At 66.0% G+C, this 20,802-nt stretch carries 16 protein-coding genes; 6 read left to right on the top strand and 10 right to left on the bottom strand.

The window, feature by feature from the left end:
- Positions 1 to 79: 79 nt before the first annotated feature.
- Positions 80 to 2,137 carry a methyl-accepting chemotaxis protein gene (locus tag AC3RCG_RS18445; RefSeq protein WP_492402672.1) on the bottom strand — a complete coding sequence of 686 codons (2,058 nt, stop codon included), beginning with the start codon at positions 2,135 to 2,137 and terminating at the stop codon, positions 80 to 82.
- 162 nt (positions 2,138 to 2,299) lie between these two features.
- Here AC3RCG_RS18445 and AC3RCG_RS18440 point away from each other — a divergent pair, with 162 nt between their 5' ends.
- Positions 2,300 to 3,988: a peptide chain release factor 3 gene (locus AC3RCG_RS18440; RefSeq protein ID WP_373633058.1), complete on the top strand. Its 1,689-nt coding sequence runs from the start codon at positions 2,300 to 2,302 to the stop codon at positions 3,986 to 3,988.
- A gap of 120 nt (positions 3,989 to 4,108) precedes the next feature.
- Here the strand turns inward: AC3RCG_RS18440 and AC3RCG_RS18435 are convergent, their stop codons facing one another.
- Both AC3RCG_RS18435 and AC3RCG_RS18430 read right to left on the bottom strand, forming a co-directional pair.
- Positions 4,109 to 6,001, bottom strand: coding sequence for a putative bifunctional diguanylate cyclase/phosphodiesterase (locus tag AC3RCG_RS18435; protein WP_492402675.1), 1,893 nt, complete (start codon positions 5,999 to 6,001; stop codon positions 4,109 to 4,111).
- Between the two features lie 273 nt (positions 6,002 to 6,274).
- The gene (locus AC3RCG_RS18430; RefSeq protein ID WP_256267358.1) at positions 6,275 to 6,403 is read right to left on the bottom strand and encodes a hypothetical protein; all 129 of its coding nucleotides are present in this window, start codon (positions 6,401 to 6,403) and stop codon (positions 6,275 to 6,277) included.
- Between the two features lie 184 nt (positions 6,404 to 6,587).
- Here AC3RCG_RS18430 and rnk point away from each other — a divergent pair, with 184 nt between their 5' ends.
- Positions 6,588 to 6,995 (top strand): nucleoside diphosphate kinase regulator, encoded by a 408-nt coding sequence (rnk, locus tag AC3RCG_RS18425; protein WP_162835757.1) that lies wholly within the window; start codon positions 6,588 to 6,590, stop codon positions 6,993 to 6,995.
- Positions 6,996 to 7,051: 56 nt separating this feature from the next.
- On the opposite strand, the gene AC3RCG_RS18420 is transcribed toward rnk, so the two are convergent.
- The 3 genes from AC3RCG_RS18420 to AC3RCG_RS18410 form a co-directional block, all read right to left on the bottom strand.
- Positions 7,052 to 8,080 carry a transporter gene (locus tag AC3RCG_RS18420; protein WP_492402677.1) on the bottom strand — a complete coding sequence of 343 codons (1,029 nt, stop codon included), beginning with the start codon at positions 8,078 to 8,080 and terminating at the stop codon, positions 7,052 to 7,054.
- A 115-nt stretch (positions 8,081 to 8,195) separates the two neighbouring features.
- Positions 8,196 to 8,951 (bottom strand): YXWGXW repeat-containing protein, encoded by a 756-nt coding sequence (locus AC3RCG_RS18415; protein WP_343216318.1) that lies wholly within the window; start codon positions 8,949 to 8,951, stop codon positions 8,196 to 8,198.
- Positions 8,952 to 9,139: 188 nt separating this feature from the next.
- Complete coding sequence (locus AC3RCG_RS18410; RefSeq protein ID WP_070313469.1) at positions 9,140 to 9,376, bottom strand: hypothetical protein; 237 nt, start codon at positions 9,374 to 9,376, stop codon at positions 9,140 to 9,142.
- Between the two features lie 310 nt (positions 9,377 to 9,686).
- Here AC3RCG_RS18410 and AC3RCG_RS18405 point away from each other — a divergent pair, with 310 nt between their 5' ends.
- The 4 genes from AC3RCG_RS18405 (at position 9,687) to AC3RCG_RS18390 (ending at position 15,800) form a co-directional block, all read left to right on the top strand.
- Positions 9,687 to 12,026 carry a coiled-coil domain-containing protein gene (locus AC3RCG_RS18405; protein WP_492402680.1) on the top strand — a complete coding sequence of 780 codons (2,340 nt, stop codon included), beginning with the start codon at positions 9,687 to 9,689 and terminating at the stop codon, positions 12,024 to 12,026.
- Between the two features lie 19 nt (positions 12,027 to 12,045).
- Complete coding sequence (locus AC3RCG_RS18400) at positions 12,046 to 14,358, top strand: SUMF1/EgtB/PvdO family nonheme iron enzyme (protein WP_492402682.1); 2,313 nt, start codon at positions 12,046 to 12,048, stop codon at positions 14,356 to 14,358.
- A 159-nt stretch (positions 14,359 to 14,517) separates the two neighbouring features.
- The gene (locus tag AC3RCG_RS18395; RefSeq protein WP_099411573.1) at positions 14,518 to 14,916 is read left to right on the top strand and encodes an OsmC family protein; all 399 of its coding nucleotides are present in this window, start codon (positions 14,518 to 14,520) and stop codon (positions 14,914 to 14,916) included.
- Positions 14,913 to 15,800, top strand: a complete 888-nt coding sequence (locus AC3RCG_RS18390) for a pirin family protein (protein WP_492402684.1) — start codon at positions 14,913 to 14,915, stop codon at positions 15,798 to 15,800. The genes AC3RCG_RS18395 and AC3RCG_RS18390 overlap by 4 nt, the downstream gene beginning before the upstream one ends.
- Positions 15,801 to 15,806: 6 nt before the next feature.
- On the opposite strand, the gene AC3RCG_RS18385 is transcribed toward AC3RCG_RS18390, so the two are convergent.
- The 4 genes from AC3RCG_RS18385 to AC3RCG_RS18370 form a co-directional block, all read right to left on the bottom strand.
- Complete coding sequence (locus AC3RCG_RS18385) at positions 15,807 to 18,290, bottom strand: TonB-dependent siderophore receptor (RefSeq protein WP_492402686.1); 2,484 nt, start codon at positions 18,288 to 18,290, stop codon at positions 15,807 to 15,809.
- A gap of 114 nt (positions 18,291 to 18,404) precedes the next feature.
- Positions 18,405 to 19,373, bottom strand: coding sequence for a FecR domain-containing protein (locus tag AC3RCG_RS18380; protein WP_492402688.1), 969 nt, complete (start codon positions 19,371 to 19,373; stop codon positions 18,405 to 18,407).
- Positions 19,373 to 19,891, bottom strand: coding sequence for a sigma-70 family RNA polymerase sigma factor (locus AC3RCG_RS18375; RefSeq protein ID WP_492402690.1), 519 nt, complete (start codon positions 19,889 to 19,891; stop codon positions 19,373 to 19,375). The genes AC3RCG_RS18380 and AC3RCG_RS18375 overlap by 1 nt, the downstream gene beginning before the upstream one ends.
- A gap of 109 nt (positions 19,892 to 20,000) precedes the next feature.
- Positions 20,001 to 20,600 carry a metal-dependent hydrolase gene (locus tag AC3RCG_RS18370; protein ID WP_086144795.1) on the bottom strand — a complete coding sequence of 200 codons (600 nt, stop codon included), beginning with the start codon at positions 20,598 to 20,600 and terminating at the stop codon, positions 20,001 to 20,003.
- Positions 20,601 to 20,802 lie beyond the last annotated feature (202 nt).

Here is a 20,802-nt window from a genome sequence, read left to right as displayed (position 1 = left end):
AACATAAGATTAGCAGTCGCCACTTTGTAGTCTCTTTTGAGGCGAAATTGTAGTCCTTGTCCTACGTGCGCACTTTTGACTAGCTAGCCTTGCGCCGTTCTGCGCGATTTTGTGATATGACGCGCGGTTTATTGGCGCTCCACAGGCCGGCCGGACGCACGCTGGGCAAGCCGTCGCGCACGGTCGCGGCGGGCGCCTGGCGTGCGTTTGGCGCCTCGTGTTCTCCCAGGCGGAAGCGGCTGACGGCCTGCGTCAGTGCTTCGCCTTCCTGGTGCAGGCGCTGCGAACCGGCGCGCGCCTCGTCGACCAGACCCGCGTTCTGGCGCGTCATGTCGTCGATTTGCGCCAGCGCCTGGTTGATGCGGGCGATCTCGCCATTCTGTTCGGCGCCCGCGCTGCTGATGCGTCCGATCACCACGGCCACCTGCTGCACCGCATCGACGACCTGGCGCATGGTGCTGCCGGCTGCATTGACCAGGTCGCCGCCCGCATCCACGGTGGCGACGGAATCGCCGATCAGGCGCTTGATTTCCAGCGCCGCCTCGTTCGAGCGCTGCGCCAGGCTGCGCACCTCGGATGCCACGACGGCAAAGCCGCGCCCTTGTTCGCCCGCGCGTGCCGCTTCCACGGCCGCGTTCAGGGCCAGGATATTCGTCTGGAAGGCGATGCCGTTGATGACGCTGATGATGTCGACGATCTTGTGCGAACTGGCCTTGATCGAGGCCATGGTCTCGACCACGGCGCCGACGGTCTGTCCGCCGCGCAGGGCCACGTCGGCCGCCGTCGCCACCAGCGTGCGTCCCTGTCCTACGTGGGCTTCGTTGCGGCCCACGGTGGCCGTCAGTTCGCGCATCGAGTCCACGGTGGCGCCCAGCGCGTCCGCTTGCGTGGCCGTATGGCCAGACAGGGCGGCGTTGCCCTGGGCGATATCGGCGCCGGCCGCCGCGATGACGGCCGCGCCGCCGCGGATTTCCTGCACCAGGGCGGCCAGGCCGTGCGTCATGGCGCCGAAGTCGCGCACCAGGTCGCCGATCTCGTCGTGCGCCTGCGAAGTGATGCGCTGCGACAGGTCGCCCGCCGCCGCCGCGCCGACGGCCACGCGCAATTGCGTCACGTCGCGCGCGAACGCGGTATAAAAGCCTGCGCACAGGTAGGCGGCGGCCAGCAGCACCAGCAGCATGGCCGCCAGGATCAGGGCGCGGCGCGCCTCGTCGCGGGCGATGCGCTGCGCCAGCAAGTCGTCCAGCGCGGTGGCGGAGGCGCCGGAGAGCGCGTGCAGGGCGTCGATCGCCTGCATGCCGGCCGCGTGGAATTGCGCGCCCGACGTCTGGTCGTAGGAATTCGTCACTTCATTTTTCGTGCGTTCGAGGAAGGCCAGCGTGGCCGGCACGGCTTTCAGGGCCGGCTGCAGGCTGGCGCGCAGTTCCGGCCTGGCGGCAAGGATCTCGTCGAAACGGGAGGGCAGGCGTTCCAGTTCGTGGCGCGCGATCAGGGCGTTGGCGTTGACGAGCTGATCTTCGTTCGCCTCGAACAGGCCCGTGTCGATGTAGGCGGCGCCGCGCCCGCCGATGTCCGACAGGCTTTCGGCCAAGTCGGGCAGGGTGGCGGTGAAGACGGCGCTCAGGTGGTTGGCGCCCGCGTCCGGGTCCAGGCTCAGGTGCGAACGGTCGGCCACCAGCTGGCCCAGTTTGGCCGCCTGGCGCAGCAGCGCCGTGTGCGCCGCGTAGCTGTCGCGCGCCGCCAGGCCGGCCTGGCGGCCCAGCAGGGCTTGCCACTGTTTCGTCAGTTCGGCCGCCTGGGGCAGGCCCGCGCCGGCCGGCAAACGCGCCAGGGCCGACAGAGACGCCGTGATGCGCGCGTTAAGGGCCGCGTTGTCCATGCCCGCCTTGCCGCTCAGGCGCAAGTGCTCGAGGCCGCGCCGCTGCTGCAGCAGGCGCGTGCCTTCCTGCAACTGGCGCACATAGGTCACGCCCCGCTGCGCATCCTGCGCCTGGGCCAGCGACTTGCCCAGCTCCGAGATCAGCAGGGTGGTTGCCAGCGCCAGCGGCAGCAGGAAGACCAGGCAGACAAGCATGAATTTGGGCAGCAGACGCAAGCGCTGCATGAGTCGGATGGCGGGGGTGAGGAGCATTTTCATCGGGTTTCCAGGGTAGGGTGACAACATTTCTGCAGTGCAATGTTGCCTGCGGATTGTGACCCCTTGATGAAGCGGGCGATTTTGCTTTTCTCCACAGTGAAGCAGTTCACACGGAAGGCCGATCCTTCTGTAAAATCGAGGGTTTTTTGCGAGGGCCATATTATGGTCACCAATATGGCCAACGAGAACGACATCACTACCCCCGATTCCAGCGACAATGCGGACAACGCCGCAGCGCCGGCGAGCAGCAAGGCGCCGGCCGTGATCGCGCGCGAAGTGCAGCGCCGCCGCACCTTCGGCATCATTTCCCACCCGGATGCGGGTAAAACCACCTTGACGGAAAAACTGCTGCTGTTCTCGGGCGCGATCCAGATGGCCGGTACCGTCAAGGCCCGCAAGTCGGGCCGCCACGCGACGTCGGACTGGATGGAGATCGAGAAGCAGCGCGGCATTTCCGTCGCCTCCTCGGTGATGCAGTTCGAATTCCGCGACCACGTCGTCAACCTGCTCGACACCCCGGGCCACCAGGACTTCTCGGAAGATACCTACCGCGTGCTGACGGCAGTTGACTCGGCGCTGATGGTGATCGATGCGGCCAAGGGCGTGGAAGCGCAGACGATCAAGCTGCTGGCCGTCTGCCGCATGCGCAATACGCCCATCGTCACCTTCATGAACAAGATGGACCGCGAGACGCGCGATCCGCTGGACCTGCTCGACGAACTCGAATCGGTGCTGAAGATCCAGTGCGCGCCCGTCACCTGGCCTATCGGCATGGGCAAGAACTTCCGCGGCGTGTACCACCTGCTGAACGACGAGATCATGCTGTTCAAGGCCGGTGAAGAGAAGGCCGACGGCGCCTTCGAAATCATCAAGGGCATCGACAACCCGCGCCTGCAGGAGATGTTCCCGCTGGAGATGGACCAGTTGCGCATGGAAGTCGAATTGGTGCACGGCGCGTCGAACCCGTTCAACCTGGAGGAATTCCTCTCCGGCGTGCAGACGCCCGTGTTCTTCGGTTCGGCCATCAACAACTTCGGCGTGCGCGAGATTCTTTCCGCGCTGGTCGACTGGGCACCGGCGCCGCGCCCGCGCGACGCGACCGTGCGTTCCGTCGATCCGACCGAGCAGCCATTCACCGGTTTCGTCTTCAAGATCCAGGCGAACATGGACCCGGCGCACCGCGACCGCATCGCCTTCCTGCGCGTGTGTTCGGGACGTTTCGAGCGCGGCATGAAGGTCAAGCACTTGCGCCTGGGGCGCGAGATCAAGGTGTCGAACGTGGTGACCTTCATGGCCTCCTCGCGCGAACAGGTGGAAGAGGCGTACGCGGGCGACATCATCGGCTTGCCGAACCACGGCAACATGCAGATCGGCGACAGTTTTTCCGAAGGCGAGATGCTGACCTTTACCGGCATCCCGTACTTCGCGCCGGACTTCTTCCGTTCCGTGCGCATCCGTAATCCCTTGAAAATCAAGCAGTTGCACAAGGGCCTGCAGCAGCTAGGCGAAGAGGGCGCGGTACAGGTCTTCAAGCCGGTGCAGGGCGGCGAACTGGTACTGGGCGCCGTCGGCGTGCTGCAGTTCGAAGTGGTGGCCAGCCGTTTGCTCAACGAATATGGCGTCGATGCCGTCTTCGAAGGCACCAGCATCAGCAGCGCGCGCTGGGTCAGCTGCGACGACAAGCGCGTTCTGCAGGATTTCGAGAACGCGCTGGGCCACAACGTGGCCTATGATGCGGCCGGCAACATGGCCTATTTGGCCACATCGGGCGTGAACCTGCGCCTGACGGAAGAGCGCTGGCCGAAATTGACATTCCACGCGACGCGCGAGCATTCGGCGAAATTGGCTTGATGTAGCTGGTGATGTCGGATTAAGCGCTTTGCGCTAATCCGACCTACGCCGACCTGCCTGTGCATGGCGTAGGTCGGATTAGGCCAACGGCCGTAATCCGACACCATCGTTGGCAGCAACTCAAGCCGGCAAGCTCGTGCGCGTGCTCCAGTCGCGCCGCTCCAGCAGCAATGCCGTCAGCTGCGCCGCCGTCATCGGTCGCGCAAAGAAGTAGCCCTGCACGTTGTCGCAGCCCGCTGTTCTTAAAAATTCCACCTGCTGCAAGGTCTCCACCCCTTCGGCCACCACTTTCAGGTGCAGGCTGTGCGCCATGGCGATGATGGCCGTGACGATGGCTTCGCCCTCGCCGGGCAGGTCGTGCACGAAGCTGCGGTCGATCTTCAGCTGGTCGATCGGCAGGCGCTTCAGGTAGGACATCGACGAATAGCCGGTGCCGAAATCGTCGATCGACAGGTGGATGCCCGTCTCCTGCAGGCGCCGCATCAGTTCCACGTTGGCGTGGACGTTGTCCATCAAGACCCCTTCCGTGATTTCCAGCTCCAGCAAGCCATGCGGCAGCTGCGTTTCGTGCAGGATGGCGCGGATGTCGTCCATCAGGCCCGGGTCGCGCGCCTGGCAGGCCGACAGGTTGACGGCCACGTGCTCGAGCGAGTCGAGCAGCCCCGCCTTGCACCAGACGGCGGCCTGGCGGCAGGCGCTTTGCAGCACCCAGCGTCCCAGATCGACGATGATGCCGCTTTCCTCGGCCACGGGGATGAATTCGGCAGGGCTCAGCTGGCCCATCTCGCGGCAGTTCCAGCGTACCAGCGCTTCCACGCCGACGATGCGCCCGCTGCGCAAGTCGATCTGCGGCTGGTAGTGCAGATACAGTTCCTCGTTTTGCAGCGCGCGGCGCAGGTTCGCTTCCATGCGCAGGCGGCGCTGGGCGCGCATTTCCATTTCGGCCTTGAACACGGCGTAGCGGTTCTTGCCCTGGTGCTTGGCGTGGTACATGGCCGTATCGGCATTGCGCGTCAGGGTGGCCACGTCCTGCGCGTCGAACGGGTACAGGCTCACGCCGATGCTGGCGCTGACATACAACTGGTGGCCTTCGAGGTCGAACGGTTCGGCCAGCACGGCGAGGATCTTGCTCGCCACGCTGGCCATTTCCGAGGCGTCGTCGGCCGGTTCGACGATGACGACGAATTCGTCGCCGCCGATGCGGCAGATGATGTCGGTGCCGCGCAGGATGGCCACGAGGCGCTCGGCGACGAGCTTGAGCAACTGGTCGCCGCAGTGGTGGCCCAGCGTATCGTTGACGATCTTGAAGTTGTCCAGATCCAGCAGCAGCAGGCCCACGCTGCTGTCCTGGCGGTCGGCGCGCGCCAGCGCGTAGGCCAGCGCGTCGTTGAATTCATGGCGGTTCGGCAGCTGCGTAACGGAGTCGACGTGGGCCAGGTAGTGCAAATGGCTTTCCGCATGCTGAGCGGCGGTGCGCGTGCGGCGCACCATCAGGAACGTCAGGCCGAATGCGCACAGGCAGACGAGCAGGGTGAAGGCGGCAAATTGTGCCAGGCTGGCGTACAGCGGCGCCAGGCTGGCGCGCAGGTACAGGGCGCCGCCGCCGGGCAAGGTCTTGAGGATGGCGGCGCTGCCGTCCAGGTAATCGAGGTGCACGCCGTTGCGCGGCGCCGCGGGCACGGTATCGACGCTGCTGCGCGCATAGCGGGCAAACGGCGCGCCATAGGGACTGTAGAGCAGGGCTTGCCGGATATGCGGGGCGGCGGCGAGGGGAGCGAGCAGTTGTTGCGCCGCCAGGCGATTGTCCTGGCGCATGGCCTCGGTGGTGGCGGGCGCCAGCATGTCGGCCTGGATCTGCAGGCTGCGCTGGAGGGATGCCTGGAGGGAAAACAACTGGAAGAGGATCAGCAGCAGGCTGGCCATGGCCAGCATGGCCGCCGCGGCCAGCAAGTTCAGCCGGGCTATCCGGTCGCCGCGTAATTGCACGGACGGCAGTATCAATGGCGTCATCATGACGCTTCCTCCTGCCGGCCCCGCTTGCCGCCGCCCCGTGTGATCGCGCCTCGCCCTGCCATACTTTACGTTCCAGTCTGAAGAAAACCGAAGTGAGCCGGAACTCTCAACGTGTTGCTAAGTGTTGCTAAGGCCGACATATTGTCATTTTGCAGCGTGAAAGTACAGGGCGTGCGGCAATTTAGTATCCATGCCGGGCACCGCTGGCGGCAGACAAGGCGACAAGACAGGCGGAAAAGGCGGGCGTGTCTTTCTAATAATACATACTGAAGTTTAATCCTTTTTTTGCCTGCCGGTTTTTTTCTCTAAAAACATGCTGAAGGTAAACAAAATACCGCCAAGAATAACTTCAATGTGCCCGGCCATTCCGGCACGGATTAACTTTTTGACTGTATCGGCCATTGCAAGTCATTGATTTTAATAAATTTTAATGAAGAATGCGCGAACGCTATGGCCTTGCTTCGCGAGTTCGTCCATAATCCGCTGATGATGGACGTTCTGATGCTGTTTGTTTTGTCTGCCGCGGCCAAGCAAGTCGCCGCCAGCAAAACCGGACGCCGCCCTAATGATCAATAGTGAGGATATCTTGGAAAAAAAACCAAAAATTATTTTGTCGTCACAAGACCTGGAACGACTGGAAGCGTTGTTGTATGCCTTGGGTAATAACTTATCGCCGGACAAGGCCGCCTTGCTCGATGAGCTGGGCCGCGCCGAGGTGCTCGAACCGCAAGAGATTCCCCCGACCGTCGTGACGATGAATTCCACCGTGCGCTTCACGGTGGAAAACAAGGAGGAATTCTGCCTCACGCTCGTCTATCCGAAGGATGTGGAAGGCCAGGCCGACCGCATTTCCGTGCTGGCGCCCGTCGGCAGCGCGCTGCTGGGCCTGTCCGTGGGCGACAGCATCGCCTGGCCCATGCCGGGCGGCGTGGTGAAGGTCAAGATCGAGGAAATCGTCTATCAGCCTGAACGGGCCGGCGAGTACCACCGATAAGCAATGACGGCGGACGGCGCCTGCCGTTCGCCTGCCAGGCCGTGCCGGGACGGAAATTAACTGTTTCGCTGCACGCGCACCACCAGCCATCCCGCCACGACCGTAAATGTGACGATGATGGCGACGATGATCCAGAAGCCCTGCGGATGCTGGGCCAGCGGAATACCCCCCACATTCATGCCCAGCATGCCGGCGATGATATTGATCGGCAAGGCCAGTACGGTGACGATGGTCAGCACGAACAGGCTGCGGCTGTTTTCCTCGTTGACGCTGGCGGCGATCTCTTCCTGCAGCAGCTTGATGCGTTCCTGTAGCGAGGACATATCGCTGAGCACCACCGAAAATTCCTCCGTCGATTGGCGCAGTTCCAGGCTGTCCAGTTCCGACACCCATGCGGGCGGACGCTGCAGCAGGCGGAACAGGGCGGCCGGTTCCGGCGCCAGCAGGCGCTGCAGCCGCACCAGCACGCGCCGCATGGCGCCCAGGTCTTCGCGTTTCGGCACCAGGCGCCCGGCCAGCAAGTGATCCTCGATATCGTCGACCCGCGCCACGGCATCGCGCACGATGTTGACCAGCACGTCGGCCTGGTCGCGCAGCAGGTGGATCAGCAGTTCCACCGACGAGCGGATCGGTTCGTGGTTCTTGATGACGGCCTGGCGCAGCCGTTCGATCGACTGCAGCGGCGCGCGGCGCGCCGTGATGACGAGGTTTTGCGCCACGCTGGCCCACATGGTGGAAATGTCGGACGCTTCGAACGAGAAATTGTGCACCACATCGTTGACCACGGCGATGAGGGTGTTTTCCGCCTGCTCGATGCGCGTGGACCGGGAACCCTGGTGCAGGGTTTCATAGAATTCGTCGGCCAGCTGCGTGTGCGTCATCAGCCATTTTTCGCTGGCCGCATGCGATAAATTAAAATGCAGCCAGACGAATTCCTGCGCCGGCCGCGCCGCGCCATCGGCCAGCCAGGCCAGCGCGGCCGTCGAGTCGAGCGCCAGCGGCTGCGCCGCGCGGCCAAACAGGAAGCCCCAGACCAGGCCCGAGGTGTCCGAGCCGTAGGTGAAACCGGCAGTTTCCATCGCCATCGTGAATCTTTCTCGCGCAGTGTGATTGATCGTCGCGCGATGTTAATACACGGATGTGTCCGGAAAATGACAAGGCCACCGCAATGGGTGGCCTTGTCCGGACTACGGCTGCATATTAATTGCGATGGGGATTATCGGGACGGCGGTCGTCGCGGTTCGGAACGCCGTCGCCGTCGCGGTCGTGGCGGTTGCCGTTGTCGCGGTCATAGCGGTTGGGGATGCCGTCGCCGTCACGGTCGTGGCGGTTGCCATTGTCGCGGTCATAACGGTTGGGGATGCCGTCGTGGTCGCGGTCGCCGTTCGGGCCGCGTGGCGACCAGCGGCCTTGCTCCATCTGCCAGCGGCCGTCGCGCTGGTTCCATGCGGGCGGCGCATACACGTAGCCGGGGCGTTCGGCGATCCATACGCCAGGCGTCCAGGCGTAGCGCTGGCTGCGCCATTCCCAGTGGCCGGGCACCCAGGCGTAGCCGTGGCGGGCGCGCGGGATGGCTTCGCGGCGCGGCGGCGGCGGAGCGATGCGGATGTCGTCATAGCGCACCGGCTGCACCTGTGCGGCGACCCAGCCGCCACGGTCCAGGCGCCAGCGGTTGTTCTCTTGTATCCAGGCGGCGCGGCGGTACTGGTTGCCGCCGCGTTCGCGCAGCCATTCTCCGTCGTTCCACACATGGCGCTGGCCATCCCAGTTCCAGTAGCCTGGCGCCCAGACATAGCCGGCGCGCGGTGCCGGCACGCTTTCAAACCGTGGCGGAGGCGGGGCGTTGCCGACGACAATGCTGACGCCGAGCTGATTCTGTGCCATGGCCTGCGCGGGCAGGAAGGCTGCGGCGCTGATGGCAAGCATGGCTGCTGCGTAGAGTGTGATGGGTTTCATGATGTGCTCCATTTCGGTGATTGCGTGAAATGGACTATAGGCGCTTGCCGGCGGTTTTTCGCCTTTGATTCAACTTATTACAATTGACACAATGCTGTGTGTCCGTGTATCCGTGGCCGATACAAATGGCGGCCTGGCGCGGTCGTGTTCAAACTGGCGCCAGGCGGCGTGGGGGCAGCATCGGTGACTCACAGGGCGCTGGCGGTGGTGTTGCCCAGCAAGGCCTGGCGTTCCTCGATCAGCGAAATTTTCTTTTCCTGTTCCGTCAGGCGCTTGGCGCTGACGACGACGACGGGGATGGCGCGGGCCTGCGCCGTATTGCCGGTTTCTGCCGCCTGTGGCCTGGTGAAGCTGGCATAGCTGGCACCGCAGGCGATGGCGACGGCGACGGTGAAGATGGCTTCCATGTTTTTCAAGGCTTTCATGATCGTTCCTTTCGGTGGCGGGTGGGTATGCATGCACTGTAGCCAAGCGCGCGCCCGCCCGCCATGCGCATGCGACCAGCCGTGGTTTTGGCGGGATGGCCTGCAAAAAAACGGCGCTGAAATGCCTGCGCACGGGGCCGGCGGGCGACCGCTTGAATTGAGGCCTAATTAGCCCTGTATCCGTGCATATGAATGTACTTGCCGCGTGGCATTATTTGATACTGCGCGGTGTAGCGTGCGCCGCCGGCGCTCCTGCTAGAATCGCTACGGTAGCCAGCGCGCACGCAATCATTCTCATCAGGAGTCACACATGTTCCAATTGTTTGGTTTTGGCGGCGCCCGCTGCCCGCGCTGCGAGCACAAGAACGGCGCTGCCGCCGGCTATTGCGCGCGATGCGGCTTGTCGCTGGGCGCTCCCGACAGCGACGCGGTGCTGCATGCCAATCAATGGCATCTTGCTGATGGGCAACTGGCCCTGTTCTTCGGCGTGCGCGAACTGTCCTCGCTGTTTGGCAGTGCCGCACGCCGCCTGCAGGTGCCCGCCGAGTCGCGTGCCTGGATCGTGCAATCGGACGCTTTCACCTTGATACCGGCCGGCGACTACGACAGCGCCGCCTTCTTCGCGCGCCTGCCGGCGCTGCTGCCGGCGCGCCCGGCCGAAGTGCTGATCGCGCGCGCCGACGCCGTGGGCCTGGAATTCGATCTGCCCGGCCTGGCCAGCACGGAGCTGCTGGACGTCGCCGCCGCGCTGCGCGTGGATATCGCGCTGGGCCAGCCCGATGCGTTCGCGCGCCAGTTCATGCGCGCGCCGGGCGCCGTCACGCGCGCTCACCTGCACGCCTTGCTGCTGCCGTCCGTGCGCCAGATCGCGCTGGAATTCATCGGCAGCCGCGCGCTGCGCGAGATGGACGCGAATGCCGACCTGCGGCCCGAATTGAACGAACGCCTGCAATCGGCCCTGACGCAGCGCCTGGCGCCGTCCGGCCTGGCCGTGGCGCGCGTGGAAACGCTCAGCCTGCGGCACGACAAGCGCGCGGGCGAGGGCGATGCCGCCGCCAGCATCGGCACCCTGTGGCTGGGCGGCTTGCCGGCGCAGGAACTGGAACAGCACAGCCTGGAGCGCATGAAGCAGCTCGACCAGCTGTATGACGAGGAAGAATGGCAGCGCATCCGCCGCGAGGAACTGGCGGCGCGCCACGCGCACCGGCGCGCCGAACTGCGGCAGGACGCGACGCTGGAAAAGGCCGAGCTGGGCCATCAGGAAGCGGAGCGCCTGCAAGCGCTGCGCGGACGCCAGATCGACCTGTATGGCCGCATCCTGGAAGCGAAGTCGCGGCGCCAGGCGCTCGACCATGGCGCCGCGCTGGCGCTGGGCGAGCTGGAACAGGAACTGGCGCAAAAGGGCGCGCAGCGCGCCGATGCAGCGGCCAACTGGGAACACGTGCGCGCGCTGGCCGCCATCAAGATGCGCAGCGAGCTGGAATTGTCGCAGCTGCATGGACGCGAACAGATCCAGATGGCGCAGCAGCGCTTTACCCACCAGGTCCACTTGCAGTCGATCGCGCAGCAAGTGGAAAGCGCGCTGCTGATCGACGACGAGACGGGCCGCCGCACCCAGCTGGCGCGCCTGCGCCAGGCGGAAGCGGATGCCGCCCAGCGCGAGGCGCAGCTGGAGGCGGAGCAGCACCAGGCGGCCTGGCAGGGCCTGATGCTAGCGAACGCGGCGCGCAAGCGCGAGGCCGAGCGGGTACAGGAGTGGGAAGACCAGATGCAGCTGGCGCGCCAGCGCGAACTGCTGCGCGCCGAGGCGCACAAGGATGAAGCGGCCCAGGTGCAGGCGGCGGAGATCGCGGAAAAGGTGGCGGCGCTGCGGCGCGGCGGCGCGCGCGAGGAGGCCGTCGCGCAGCAGGAAAAGCTGCTGCGCACCATCGAGGCCGACGGCGTGCACGCGCGCCAGCTGCAGCAGCAATCGCAGCTGGCGCAGCTCGACGCGCTGGCCATCGAGGAACAGCGCCAGCAGCTGCGCCAGCTGGAACAGGAAGCGCAATGGCAGCGCGACTTGCTGGCCATGGCGCAGCAGCGCGAAAGCGATTACGCGCGCTGGAAGGGAGAATATGAAGCCCTGCTGGCGCAGCAGGCGCATGCGGCCGAACTGGCGCGCATCGATATCGACCGCATCGAGAAAATCGGTTCGCTGAGCGACACGGGCAAGGTGGCCATGGCCGCCGGGCAGAACGCGGCCGCGTTGGCGCAAGTACTGAAAGTGCAGCTGCAGGCGGGCATGAGCGCCGAGCAGATCCACGCGCTGGCGGCGCTGGCGGCGGCCGAGAACAGCGTCGCGCCGCTGGACGCGCTGCGCATGGCGCAGGACAGCGTGGCGCAGGAGCGCAGCTACCTGGAAGGCCAGGCGGAGCGCGAACGGCGCCAGCAGCTCGACCTGATCAACCTGCAGAACGCGGCGCACGCGCACGGCCTGTCGGCGCAGGCGCAGCTGGGCGTGGCCGTGGCGCAGGCGCTGCAGCCGGGTGCGGCTTCTGCCTCCGCCGCACCGGCATCGGCGCCGGCCCGCTGCAAGAACGGCCATGCGCAGCGCGCGGGTCACCCGGAAGATAAATTCTGCGCCGCCTGCGGTGTCGCCCTGCAGCCTTGATGGAAGCGTTTCACCCCAGATGATGCAAAAAGCACGAGACAAACTGCGGGAACTGCGCGCCCTCCACGACGACGGGCTGCTCAGCGAGCAGGAATTTGAACGCCGCAAGAACGCCATCCTCGACGCCGAGTACGCGCCGCCCGGCGCCGCTCCCGTGGCCGCGCCGTTGCCCGTGCGCCAGGGCACGGAGCTGGGCTTCATGACGGGCCAGGAAATCGGCCCGCAGAACCGCCGCTACCGGCTCGAACGGCTGATCGGCACGGGCGGCATGGGGCAGGTATGGCAAGCGACCGACCTGGCCACGCACGCGGAGCTGGGCAGCAGCGAAATGGTGGCGCTGAAGATCTTGCCGCCGCAGCTGACGCAAAGCGCCACGCATGCCAAGCTGCTGATCGAGGAAGCGACCCAGGCGAGGAAGCTCGCGCATGAAAACATCGTGCGCGTCTACGAGTGGGCGCAGGACCCGGCCACGGCCAGCTATTTCATCATCATGGAATGCCTCGATGGCGAAGACCTCGAGCATTATCTGGCGCGCGAGGGCGCGCTGCCTCTGTCCACGGTGCAGCAACTGCTGCAGCCGGTGGCCGACGCCCTGTCGTATGCGTGGGAAAAGCACAAGCTGGTGCACCGCGACATCAAGCCGGGCAACGTCTTCCTGACGGCGAAAGGCGACGTCAAGCTGCTTGACTACGGCATCGCTTCGCGCGTGCGCAATGCGGACAGCAGCCTGGCACTGGACATGCCGAATGCGGGCACGCACGGCTACCGGGCGCCCGAGGCCGGCGCCAACCAGCGCCAGCCCAGCCCGCGCCTGGACGTGTATGCGGTGGCCGTGATGATCTATCAGATGCTCGAAGGGCGCATGCCGTTCGACGACGCGCGCAGCGCCAGCCATCTGCCGTCGGCGCCGCAAGCGCTCAACGCGCAGCAGTGGCAGGTGCTGCAGAACGGGTTTTCGCTGACGCCGGAATTGCGTCCGCAATCGGTGCAAGCCTTGCTGGAAAACCTGGAGCGCGCGGCCGGGCCGTCGCCCGAAGAACTGGCGGAGCAGGCGCGCCAGCAGCAGGCGCGCGCGGCGCAGCAGCAAAAGGCGGCGGCGCTGGCCGCCGAACAGGCCCGCGAGGCGGCGCTCAAAGAGGCACGTGCGCGCCAGGAAGAACTGGACCAGCGCCGCAAGGCGGAAATCCAGGCGGCGGCGCTGGAAAAGCAGCGATTGGACAAACTGCGCCGCGAGCAGGAGGCGCAGCGCCATTTCGAAGCGGAAGAGGCGCGCAAGCTGCGCAAGGAAGCGCTGCGCGGCCAGCTGCGCGCGCGCCGCGAAGCCGATGCCGCCACCGCCTTGCAGGAACACCAGGAATTGCAGCGCAAGGCCATCGTCGCCAAGGCGGAGGCAGCCTACCGCGCCGAGCAGGAACGCGCGCGCCGCGAAGAGGCCAGCCGCGCCGCCGCGGCCGCTGTCCCGGCGCCGGCCTCCGCGCCTGTGCCGGAAGCGGACCACGTGGAACCGGTGCCCAATGCGGAAGGCGTCTTGCGCGACGATTTTCTCGATGGCTCGGGACAGGGGCCGGAACTGGTGCTCATTCCCAGCGGCCGTTTCCAGATGGGCGCGCACGAGACGGAACACAAGGCCGCCATCCAGGCCGGCTCGCAACAGGCCTGGCTCGAGCGCGAGATGCCGCAGCACTGGGTCGGCATCGAGCGCCCGTTCGCGCTGGCGCGTCACCCCGTCAGCGTGGGCGAATGGCGCGCCTTCGTCAAGGCGACCGGCTGGGCGGGCGGTTCCGAGACGGACTGGGACAATCCCGGCTTCGTGCAGAACGACCAGCACCCGGTGGTGGGCGTGAGCTGGAATGACGCGCAGCTGTATCTGGGGTGGCTGAGCGAGCGTACCGGGCGCAAGTACCGCCTGCCCAGCGAAGCGGAATGGGAATACGCATGCCGCGCCGGCACGCGCACGGCCTTCAACGTGGGCGACACGATCAGCACCGAGCAAGCCAACTACGACGGTTTGTATGTCTACAATGGCGGCCCGCGCGGCGTGTACCGGGGCGGCACCAGCCCGCTGGGCACCTTCGCGCCGAATTCCTGGGGCCTGTTCGACATGCATGGCAATGTGTGGGAATGGGTGCAGGACGTGGTGCACGACAATTACGAAGGCGCGCCCGTCGATGGCAGCGCATGGGAAGAGGGCAGCGACAGCAGCCGGCGCATCCTGCGCGGCGGCTCGTGGCTGTACCACCCGCGCTACCTGCGCTCGGCCCTGCGCAACGGTTTTTCCACCGTGCTGTCGAACGACATCGTGGGCTTCCGCGTGGCGCGCACGCTCGATTAGGCAAGTACGGCGCCTGGCGTCGTCACGCCGGACCCGGAAGAAATGGCGCTGAAGGCCGACGCCGTCTTCCGTATCATATGATCAGGTAGCAGGGGAGCGGGCTGCGCCAAGCGGGCAAACGGTGTAAATTGTGGCTTTCCAAACGCACCAAGGAACGCCATGACCATCAAAGCCATCCGCGACCAGTCGCAACCCATGCGCCACATCGTGCACGTGCGCGATCACATCATTTCCGCCGACGCCTCGGTGGAGGAGGGCGGCGGCGACGCCGGCCCTTCGCCGCACGACCTGTACGATGCGGCCCTGTCGGCCTGCAAGGCGCTCACCGTCGTCTGGTACGCCAGACACAAGGGCATCCCGCTGGAACACGTGGAAGTGTCGACCGAGCGCGATGCCAGCGACGAGCGCAAGGGCGTGTACCGCCTGGCCGCCACCCTGCACCTGACGGGCGAGCTGACGGATGCGCAGCGCCAGGAATTGCTGGCCGTGGCCGGCAAATGCCCGATCCACAAGCTGATGACGGCTGTCACCACGGAAATCACGACGGTGCTGGCATGAGCGCGGCCATCCTGAAAAGCCACGAAAAAGATCTGGGCGGCGGCTTCGTCGTGCGGCGCCTGCTGCCTTCCGCAGTAAAACAGGCCGTCGGCCCCTTCATCTTCTTCGACCATTTCGGCCCCATCGACGTGGCGCCCGACGCCAACCACGACGTGCGCCCGCATCCGCATATCGGCCTGGCCACCGTCACTTATCTGTTCGAGGGCGCGATCGACCACCGCGACAGCATCGGCTCCTGCCAGCGCATCGAACCGGGCGCCATCAACTGGATGACGGCCGGGCGCGGCATCGTGCATTCGGAGCGCACGCCGCACGACCTGGCCGGGCAGCCGCACCGCACGCACGGCTTGCAGCTGTGGGCCGCGCTGCCAAAGGCGCACGAGGAAGATGCGCCGAGTTTCACGCACACGCCGCAGGCCGACATTCCCGTCGTGACGCTCGATGGCGCCGTGGTGAAAGTCCTCATTGGCACGGCGTTTGGCCAGACTTCGCCCGTGCGCACCTACATGCCGACGCTGTACCTCGATGTAGCGCTGCAGGCGGGGCGCGAGTTGCGGCTGGATGGCTTGCCGGCGGAAGCGGCGATCTATCCGATCAGCGGGGAGGTGCTGGTCGACGGCGTGGCGCTGCTGCCAAACACCATGGCCTTGCTGGAAGAGGGTAAGGCGCCTGTCGTGACGACAGGCGGCGGGCCGGTGCAGTTCGTCGTGATCGGCGGCGAACCGCTGGACGGCCACCGCTACCTGTTCTGGAATTTCGTCTCGTCGAACAAGGAGCGCTTGTCGCAGGCGGCCGACGACTGGAGCGCCCAGCGCATGGGACAAGTGCCGGGCGAGACGGAATTCATCCCGTTGCCGAAGGCGCCATTGCGTCCTCCGGCATAAGCTGGCTTAGAAGCGCGCGCGCAAGGTCAGTTGCGCCTTGCGCGGCTCGCCATAGAAATTGCCCCAGGCCGGCGCGCCCACCGTCTGGTAGTAGGGCTTGTCGAGCAAGTTCGTCACGGACAGCGATGCCGTCCAGTTGCGGTCGATCTGGTACGCGGCGCGCGCGCTCCACAAGGCATACGCGCCTTGCGCCACGGTCACGTCGCGCGTGACGCGCGAGCTCTCCGTCTGGAAGTTCACGCCGCCGCCCACGCTCCACTGCTGCAAGGCGCCGGGCAGGCGGTAGTCGCTCCACGCGCGCAGCATGTGGCGCGGCGAGTAGGTGCTGGCGAACATCACGCCCGCGTTCGACGTCTGCTCCAGGTACTTGAAATTGTTCAGCGTGTAGCCGGCGAACAGCTGCCAGCCCGGCGCCACTTCGCCGCTGATTTCCGCATCGAGGCCTTCGCTGCGCACCTTGCCCGTCGAGAAATAGCACTCCGTGCCGCTGGAGCAGGTATTGGCCAGGTCGAGTTCCGCGCGGTTGCGCTGCTCGATGCGGAACAGCGCCAGCGAGGTGTTCACCTTGCCGTCGAACAGTTCACCCTTGACGCCCACTTCCAGGTTGCGGCCCTTGAGCGGGTCGAGCAGGGCGCCATCGGCCGTGCGCTGGTTTTGCGGCTGGAAGATGTCGGAGACGCTGGCGTAGCCGGACCAGCGCTTGTCGAATGCATAGATCACGCCGCCATACGGCGTGACGACGCCGTTTTCGCGGTACGGGTCGATGTACACCTCGCCCGTGTCGCGGTACACGCTGCTCCATTTGTAGTTCGATACGCGCGCGCCCGCCACCACGGTGAGCGGATCGCTGATGCTGAAACGGGCCACGCCGTAGGCGCCCGTCTGCGTCATTTTTGTTACGCTGGGGTCGCCCCGGTAGCTGTGTTCGCGGAACCAGGCGTCGCTCGGTTCGGCCACGCCGTGATTCGGCTGCAGCGGATTGTTCGCTTGCTGCAGCAGAGCCAGACTGAAATCGCTGTCGCTTTCCAGGCGGTTCGTGCTGATGCCGGCGCTGAAGCCGTGGCGGCGGCCAAAGGCGTTGAATTTGCCGTCGAGCGACAGGTCGAGGCCCTTGTTAGTGCTGCCGTAGTCGAACACGCCGCCATACATCATCATGCCGGCCAGGGTGGCGGGGTCGATCGCGCCCTGGCTGAACATGTATTTCACGTCATGCCGCTCGCGCGTGTAGTTGGCGCTGGCCTTGAGCGACCAGTCGGCGTCGAAGCGGTGCTCGAATTCGGCGAAGACGGCCGTCTGGCGGCTAGCCCAGCGGTTCCAGTCGGCACCGAGGAAAGTCTCGCGGGGCAGTTTCGGATCGCTGCCGTCGCGGTAGCGCGGCATGCCGGAAAAGAAGGGCGTCGCGTGCAGTTTTTCGTAGCTGGCGCCCGTCGTCAGCTTGCTGCCCGGCGCCAGGTCGAATTCCAGCACGCCGTACAGCACGTCCGTGCGGCTGTCGGCCACGTCATAAAAATAATCGCGCTGGTCATGCGCGGCCACGGCGCGGCCGCGGATGCTGCCCGATTCGTTCAAGGGGCCGGTGACATCGACTTCGCCGCGCACGTCGTTCCAGCGGCCCGCGCTGAGCGCCAGCTGCACCTGCTTTTCCGCCAGCGGACGCTTGCGCACCATGTTGATGGCGGCGCCCGGCGAGCCGGTGCCCTGCAGCAGGCCCGTGGCGCCGCGCACGATCTCCACGCGATCGAGCATGGCCGTATTGCTGGTGAAGCTGTTCGCCTGCGGGTAGTACATGGCGCGGTTGACGCCGTCGAACTGGTAAGTGTCGACCATGAAGCCGCGCGAATACACATAGCGCCCGCCCATGGGGCTGTCGTACATGGTGATGCCCGTGGTATTGGCCAGCACCGCGTCGATGGTGTTGAGGTTCTGGTCATCCATCTTCTGCCGCGTGACGACGCTGACGGACTGGGGAATCTCGCGCAGGGTCTGCACGCCTTTGCCGACGGTGACGGCGCGCGCCGCGTACGAGTTGCTGTGTTCACTGACGGGGTCGCGCTCCATGCTGGCGTTCACGACCACGGGCGCCATGGTCTTTTCCACGCCGGCCGCCGGCGCGGAGGAGGGTGCCGCCTGGCGCAGCACCCAGGCGCCGTTCGGCAGCTGCACCGCTTCCAGGCCGCTGCCGGCCAATACCTGGGCAAAGCCCTGCGCCACATTGTGGCTGCCGTGCACGCCGGGCGAGCGCAGGCCGCGCGTCTGCGCGGGGTCGGTCGACAGGCTGACGCCGGCGGCGACGGCAAAATCGTTCAAAGCGGTGGCCAGCGGGCCGGCCGCAATGGCGTAGGCTTGCGGCGCAGCGCTTGAAGCGGCGGCCTGGCCTTGCGCCAGCGCGGGCGCGGCGGCAAAGACGGCGGGGGCGGCGCACGCCATGGCGAGGACGGCCAGGCGGATGGCGCGCGCGGCGGGATGTAGGAAGGGGGTGGTCAGCTGCATGCTCGGTCTTTCTGCTCAGGGTAAGGGCTATGGTGGATGAATCGGCTTCTTACCTGTCAAGCCGAAGCAGCGCAGCGAAACACCAACCCCTGGCGCAAAAAAAACTGAAAATAATTAGCTTGAACGGGCCGCCACCGTGGCCCAGTAGCGCGTGAAGTAGGTCACTTGCAGTCCGTGCGAGGCGCACAGGCTTTCCAGCACGGCGTCGATATCGTCGATCCGGTAAGTGCCCGTGACGGGGCGTTTCGCCACGCTTGCGTCACAGGCCAGGCGTCCGCGCCGGTAGCGCGACAGTTCCTGCACCAGCCGTTGCAGCGGCCAGTCTGCCGCCACCAGCATGCCGCGCAGCCAGCTGTCCTGGTGCGCGGGCATGGCCAGCACGGCTTCCAGACCGGTGCCGCCAAAGCGCAGCTGCTGCCCCGCTTCCAGGCGACGCACGGCGTCCGGGCGCGCCGCGCCGCGTACTTCCACGGCGTGTTCGAAGACGCTGACGACGCTGCCACCGTCATCGCAGCGCACGCCGAAGCGCGTGCCCAGCGCGCGGATCACGCCGTGCGGTGTGTCGACGAGGAAGGGGCGCGCATCGGGCGCCGTCGTGACCATGACTTCGCCGTGATGCAGGCGGATGCGGCGGCGCGCGGCGCTGTAATCGACGTCGACGGCGCTGTCCGTATTCATCTCCATCTGCCCGCCATCGGCCAGCGCCACGTGGCGGCGCTGGCCCGGCACCGTGCGCAAGGACCCCGTCCACGCTTGCCAGGGGGCGGACTGCAAGCCCGCCTGGCCCAGCATGATGCCGCCGCCGGCCGCCACCAGCATGGCCAGCACTTTCGCGGCGCTGCGCCGTCGCTGCTGCGCCGCCTGCAGGGCAGGAATTGCCAGCGCCGGCGGTATGATGGCCAGCTGGCCGTCCATGCGTTGCAGCAGCGCCCAGGCCCGGTCATGCTCGGCGCTGGCGTCGCGCCATGCCTGCAGGGCGGTCGGGTCGGCGCTGCCGCACTGGAGTTCCACATGCCAATGGGCGGCGGCGGCCAGCACCTTGCGGGGGATGGGCGCTGACTGCGGGGTGGAAGGGGAAAACATCAGCCGGCCACCAGCATCAGGCATTCCGTGTAGGCGCGCACCAGGTGCTTTTTCACGGTGGGCAGGGATACGCCGAGGCGCCGGCTGATGTCCACATAGCTGAGCTCTTCGATCTGCGCCAGCAGGAAGATGGTCCGCGTACGCGCACCCAGGCGGTCGAGCAGGCGGTCGACGGCCAGCAGGGTTTCGATGATGATGGCGTGCGTTTCGGCGCAGGCCGCTGTCGGCTCGGCTTGCTGGGCCAGCGCCTCCAGGTAGGCGTGCTCCAGCGCCTGGCGCCGGTAGCGGTCGATCAGCAAGCCGCGCGCGATGGTGGCCAGGTAGCCGCGCGGCTCGCGCAGGGACGCCAGCGGTGTCACCTCGCGCTTGCCCAGCAGGCGCAAGAACGTATCGTGCGCCAGGTCGGCCGCCTCGGCGCGGTTGCCCAGCTTGCCGCGCAGCCAGCCATACAGCCAGCCGTGGTGCTCGCGGTACAGGGTAGTCAGGGGGATGGCTTGGACGGGACTGACGGTGCTCACTGCGTACTCCGGGCAAGGGAAGAGCTGGGCTGACGGAACGCGGGGCGCCGGCTGGCTGGGCTGTTTGAGAATGATACTCATTATCACATTGCCGTGCGGGCGGCGTCAATTACTGTCCGTCTCCCAGGCGCCAGCGCTCCTGCCACTGTTGCAGATCCGCCCAGGCTTGGCCCAGGGCGGCGGCGCACCAGTGCAGCAGGCCGTCAAACGCCAGCACGGTGCGCCGCAGGTGGATGCCGTCGAAAAACACGTGGTCGGCCACGACGGTGGCGGCCAGCCAGGCGGCGATGATGACGATGATGTCGTGGCGGCCGCTTTTCCACCAGCGCAGCGAGTGGCGGCGGAAAATCCACGGCACGCCCAGCGGATTGGGCCAGTCGGCCAGCAGATGCATGATGCCGCCGGCGGCAAAGCCGAACAAAGGCGGCGCCCAGAAGTGATGCGGCAATTGCAGATACGTGTAGACGAGCAGGGCGATCCAGGCCAGGCCCCAGTGGGTCCATGTGCGGTGCGTGATCCACAGCCGGTGCGTGCGCGCCCACCAGGCCACTTCCAGCCAGTCCGGCGCCGTGCCGCCCAGCGCGCCCATGACAAAGGCGAGCATGCTCAGCACTTGGTAAGGGCCGCCGGCGCCAGCGTGCGCGACGAGGGCCGCGGCGATCACGCCGGCGGCCCAGCCAGTCGCATGATGCGCTTTGTTGGAAGCCATAGGAAATGTAAAACGCCGCGCGGGCGCTTTGTGAAGTACGGGAAATATTAACTGGATGAATATACAGTACGCAGGGGCGCCAATGGGGGCTATTTGCGCAATATCTGCTATTAAAGTGTTAAATTGTGTGTCGGAATGGACGTGATGGCGGACTCGGCGCCTGATGCCGGCCGGCTAAGTGTGTTGTTTGGCTGATAATGCA

The sequence above is a fragment of the Janthinobacterium sp. GW823-FHT01H08 genome (assembly GCF_058797855.1).
The sequence above is the reverse complement of the archived record's forward strand: the minus strand, read 5'-3'. Positions and strand labels throughout refer to the sequence as shown.

Coding starts and splice junctions, on each gene's coding strand:
- AC3RCG_RS18445 (WP_492402672.1), bottom strand. CDS start 2,137: ATGAAAATGCTCCTCACCCCCGCCATCCGACTCATGCAGCGCTTGCGT.
- AC3RCG_RS18440 (WP_373633058.1), top strand. CDS start 2,300: ATGGTCACCAATATGGCCAACGAGAACGACATCACTACCCCCGATTCC.
- AC3RCG_RS18435 (WP_492402675.1), bottom strand. CDS start 6,001: ATGATGACGCCATTGATACTGCCGTCCGTGCAATTACGCGGCGACCGG.
- AC3RCG_RS18430 (WP_256267358.1), bottom strand. CDS start 6,403: ATGGCCGATACAGTCAAAAAGTTAATCCGTGCCGGAATGGCCGGGCAC.
- AC3RCG_RS18420 (WP_492402677.1), bottom strand. CDS start 8,080: ATGGCGATGGAAACTGCCGGTTTCACCTACGGCTCGGACACCTCGGGC.
- AC3RCG_RS18415 (WP_343216318.1), bottom strand. CDS start 8,951: ATGAAACCCATCACACTCTACGCAGCAGCCATGCTTGCCATCAGCGCC.
- AC3RCG_RS18410 (WP_070313469.1), bottom strand. CDS start 9,376: ATGAAAGCCTTGAAAAACATGGAAGCCATCTTCACCGTCGCCGTCGCC.
- AC3RCG_RS18405 (WP_492402680.1), top strand. CDS start 9,687: ATGTTCCAATTGTTTGGTTTTGGCGGCGCCCGCTGCCCGCGCTGCGAG.
- AC3RCG_RS18400 (WP_492402682.1), top strand. CDS start 12,046: ATGATGCAAAAAGCACGAGACAAACTGCGGGAACTGCGCGCCCTCCAC.
- AC3RCG_RS18395 (WP_099411573.1), top strand. CDS start 14,518: ATGACCATCAAAGCCATCCGCGACCAGTCGCAACCCATGCGCCACATC.
- AC3RCG_RS18390 (WP_492402684.1), top strand. CDS start 14,913: ATGAGCGCGGCCATCCTGAAAAGCCACGAAAAAGATCTGGGCGGCGGC.
- AC3RCG_RS18385 (WP_492402686.1), bottom strand. CDS start 18,290: ATGCAGCTGACCACCCCCTTCCTACATCCCGCCGCGCGCGCCATCCGC.
- AC3RCG_RS18380 (WP_492402688.1), bottom strand. CDS start 19,373: ATGTTTTCCCCTTCCACCCCGCAGTCAGCGCCCATCCCCCGCAAGGTG.
- AC3RCG_RS18370 (WP_086144795.1), bottom strand. CDS start 20,600: ATGGCTTCCAACAAAGCGCATCATGCGACTGGCTGGGCCGCCGGCGTG.